3 protein-coding genes are annotated in these 3,360 nt (G+C 54.0%); 2 read left to right on the plus strand and 1 reads right to left on the minus strand.

The genetic code is table 11. The features are described from left to right. Positions 1 to 638 precede the first annotated feature (638 nt). Complete coding sequence (locus tag FJY67_11655) at positions 639 to 932, minus strand: hypothetical protein (protein ID MBM3330104.1); 294 nt, start codon at positions 930 to 932, stop codon at positions 639 to 641. Positions 933 to 947: 15 nt separating this feature from the next. Here FJY67_11655 and FJY67_11660 point away from each other — a divergent pair, with 15 nt between their 5' ends. Both FJY67_11660 and FJY67_11665 read left to right on the plus strand, forming a co-directional pair. Continuing rightward, a complete protein-coding gene (locus FJY67_11660; GenBank protein MBM3330105.1) occupies positions 948 to 1,370 on the plus strand; it encodes a hypothetical protein in 423 nt (140 codons plus the stop codon). Beyond that, on the plus strand, positions 1,370 to 3,360 hold a 1,991-nt coding region (locus FJY67_11665; protein ID MBM3330106.1), incomplete at its 3' end, for a hypothetical protein. The genes FJY67_11660 and FJY67_11665, both read left to right, overlap by 1 nt.

Raw genomic sequence — 3,360 nt, forward strand, 5'->3', positions numbered from 1 at the left:
CGCCGAATCCGTTCAACGATCAGGCGACGGTGACGATTGAACTTGGAGGGCGGGCATTCCTGCCCGCCCTAAGGGCGGACAAGAATGTCCGCCCTCCAAGTGCGCAGGTAGGGGGTCTCCACCCTGTCCGGCTCAGCCTCTACGCGCTCGACGGCCGGGAAGTCCTTCGCCTCCACGACGGGCCGCTCTTGCCCGGCACACATCAGTTCCGATTCTTCACTTCGTTCAGAATGACATCGGGAGGCGGAGTGACATCGGGAGGCGGGATGCCCTCGGGTGTCTATCTTCTCCGCCTTCAATCCGGCTCCCATTCCCGGACTGTCAAAGCGGTTTTGCTACGTTAGACTTGGAGAGCGGAAATCATCCCGCCCCGACGGGCAGGTTGCCGGCAGCCGGTGAGAAATCTTGAAGGAGCGGAGCGATTTGGCTTGACAATGGGGTCTAAAGGTGTTATGATGTAAAGTGTCGTCTGAGTGAAGTCCTGGTGAAATGTTGAGTTGAACCGATAGGATCATTGCCTGGCTTTCATAGTATGCTACTACTTTATAATGTCATTCTGAACGCTTTCAATGTCATTCTGAACGCAGTGAAGAATCTGAAGACAAGACGAGTCGGGTGGGTGGGGACTCCTATGCCGCTTACTGACCGCTGCTGCCATCGCGCGAGGGCAGTCTGGTGAGCCGGTCTCTGTCCACTCCAGCCTCTCCGGCCGTCCCGGCGTCATCCTCGACACCTCCTCCCGGACTGTCATTCTGAACGCAGTGAAGGATCTCGCCCCTCTCTTCGTCCTCGACTTTCAAATAGACCCAGCCCTTCACCCCGGCTTCGGGTGGCGCCTCGAGCCACCCCGTCCGCGGCCCGCCTCGATGGACCTTTCGTGAACGTCCAATGAATACCAGTGAAATGTTCTTCTCACTGGTGAATGCAATCAACGAAAGGTCAATGGAATGAAAATCAGAACCCTCACCCTCATCATCGCCGCCGTGATGCTCATCGCGGTCGGCGTGCTCGTCTGGCCGGAGCCGGAAGCATCGCAAGCCGCCAACACCATCTTCAGCGCGGATATCGTCTGGGAAGGCGGTCAAGTGCCTGATAATGTCGACGAGATCATCCTAGATGTGCTGATTTATGACAGCCAACAGGCCGTGATCGAGACATGGAGGCTCAACTACAACGGCACGAACAACGGGACCAGCAACTTCAAGCGCGTTGAGCCACTTCCGATCAACTCGGAAGGTGTTGCCTGGGGCGTCACGGTCACGGATGCAGTGGGGAACATCATAACTCCCCAAACGCGAAATGATGGTGATCCACTTCAGCATGGAGGCGAGAACTTCCTCGACCAGCCCTTCGACGGAGAGGAAGGTTGATGTCGAATCAACAATGGAGAACCACCTGGGGGCGCGTCAACGCCCCCAGGTGCGCTTCGCGCAAGTCAGCTAACCGGCAGAGTCATTACGCCACACCGATTCTAATCTTGCTGCTTATTTTGCAACCTGCATCTGCCTTCGCACAGGTCGTAGAAAACCTGTTGCGATTTTACAACTTCGGCGAACACGAAGCATTTAATGATGTCTATTACACATCTGATGGTGGATACATTTTGGTTGGATCTAGAGGCACTAGACATGATCAGATCCTGGGGCAGACAATTATCGCAAAAAGTAATGCAAATGGCATCGAAGTATGGCGAACTGAACTTGAGGGATTGGAATCAGAGTCTGGAGCGACATCCGTCATTGAATCCGATAATGGAGACTATATTATGGTGGGGTATTCAAGACAGCCACGCCGTCATTTGGCATGGCGCCTGTCGAGCGAAGGCGAGCTGACTTGGCGGCAATCTTACGATGAGGCTCTAAACTTGAATGCAGTAATAGAGTTGAAGGACGGCCGCTTCATGTTTTGTGGTGGACCCAATGGCCAGATATATCTTGTGGATTCAGACGGAGAAGTGATTTGGCGGCGAGAGAATCGATTGGATGTAGAACGCGTCGACTTGAAGGCGCTACGGGAGATAGACGGAGTTATTGTCATTTCAGGATGGTCTGTTTCCAACTTTAGGTGGAGGCCGTGCGCCCTAAAAGTGCGAATCGATGATGGTGCAGTAATATGGAGCAGGATATATGACAATTTTCAGGTTGATTTAAGTTTAAATCCCGGCTGCATGACTTCCACTGGTGATGGTGGTTTTCTGGTTGTCGCATACAGATACGTCAATCAGGACGCTACAGGACTCGCTTTTAAGATCAGTACGGATGGTGACTTAATATGGCAAAGGTGGCTCTTTCCTGGTCGTGAGCAATCACTTACCGGAGTTGTGCGGTTATCAGACGGCGGTTTTGCCTTGTCTGGATATTTTTCAAACCGACAAAACTTTCCCCATGAGCCCTTCCTTGCTCGCCTCGATGCCAATGGAACTGTTCTATGGACTGTGGAATTGGACTTCGCAAACGACCAACGTATTGCAGGACAAGGCTGGAGTGAATTTCGTTCCATTACCCGCACCCAGCTTGACGAAATCGTCGTTTGCGGGCAGGCTCCTACTCGCGCCGACAACGGTCGGCAGGATGCCTTCATTATGAAATTCACCTCCGACATCCTCCATGCCGAATTCCTGCTCCGCACTCCGGAGGAGCGCGACCTATGGGTGATGCCTGGCACTTCCATCGCCTTCGAGGTGCGCGCGGAAGGGGATGGTTTTCAAGGCCTGCGCTACGAATGGTTCTACGAGGATAGCATCATCGGACGGAATGCAGGTGTCGATGTGCTTTTCGACTCGACCGGCGACTTTCGCATATCGTGCCGCGCCGAGCACAACAACAACGTCGTCGAACTGGACTGGATGGTCCACGTCCGCGACTTGCTCATCACTTCCCACTCCCCCGACACGCTATCCCTCACCCTCCGCCGCAACAGCGAGATAGACTTCTCCCTCGACTCCGTCGCCTACATCGGGGATAGTGAGAATCTCCGGTATGAGTGGATGATCTACGACTCCGCGGCGGTGAGGTGGGAGGAGGTGGCAGGGGATGACCGGATCGGAATCCGGTCCTACGCGTTCGACCGGACCGGCGGCTTTGCTATGAAAGCGAGAGTCTTCGACCCGAATGTCGATCCCATTCCCGCAGATTCTATTCAGTGGAATATTCAGGTGCGAGGCGTCATCCGGGCTTATGAGCCGAATGTGCCCGAAATATCCCTCGAGCCTCGCCAGGAATCGACCTTCGAACTGATCCCCTTCAACGTCAACAACGACTCGATCCAATTCTGGTGGACGCTGAACGGGGAAGAAGATACACTGTCCATATCGTCAATTGTGTCCATTTCATTTCAAGACACCGGCAGGTATGTCGTGAG

It is taken from the genome of Calditrichota bacterium, from assembly GCA_016867835.1.
GTDB lineage: Bacteria > Electryoneota > AABM5-125-24 > Hatepunaeales > Hatepunaeaceae > VGIQ01.

Excerpts from the sequence above, each read along its gene's own strand:
- FJY67_11660 (MBM3330105.1), top strand. The coding sequence starts at position 948 with ATGAAAATCAGAACCCTCACCCTCATCATCGCCGCCGTGATGCTCATC.